Origin of the sequence: Vibrio sp. 1641 (genome assembly GCF_033339995.1) — a bacterium.
GTDB lineage: Bacteria > Pseudomonadota > Gammaproteobacteria > Enterobacterales > Vibrionaceae > Vibrio > Vibrio alginolyticus.
This window is the reverse complement of sequence record NZ_JAWOVP010000443.1, coordinates 1-544: the sequence shown is the minus strand read 5'-3', so window position 1 is coordinate 544 and position 544 is coordinate 1. Positions and strand designations below refer to the sequence as shown.

The following is a 544-nucleotide window of genomic DNA, read 5'->3' as shown; positions in this document are numbered from 1 at the left end:
GATGAGAACCGGACAACCAACGATGCAAGCTATGTGCGATATTCGTTATATTACGCTCTGGCTCTTCAATTAGGGCGACCGCCGCCAAAGCGACATTTACCATCTTATCGCTGTGGGATTGCGATTTAATTAACATCGCTGCCGCGCGAGGTTCTACGCCCAAGTCATGAGCCTGCTTTCCTTCCGCAGTCAGTTGTCCTTGCTCGGTAATAAGCCCTAATGAAAACAACAACTGCTTAGCTTGTTGCAGCGCGGCAGCAGAAGGAATATCGAGCCATTTTAGCTCATGAATATCGGTCGTCCCCCAAAACGCCAGCTCCATTACCAAGCTCGCAAGATCGGAATGCAAAATCTCAGGTTGTGGCACTTGTGGCTGTTGCTTGAGTTGGCTTTCTGAATAGAGGCGAACGCAAATCCCCTCTTCAATTCGCCCAGCACGACCAGCTCGCTGGATGGCTGACGATTGAGCTATACGCGTTTGTTTCAATCGTGTAAGGCCATTTTTCAAGTCAAAACGCGCAACACGCTCCAAACCAGAATCCAC

The 544-nt window shown here is 49.6% G+C and carries 1 pseudogene; it reads right to left on the bottom strand.

The window, feature by feature from the left end:
- A pseudogene (locus tag R7Z47_RS26470) lies at positions 1-544 on the bottom strand (ATP-dependent RNA helicase HrpB); the annotation flags it as partial.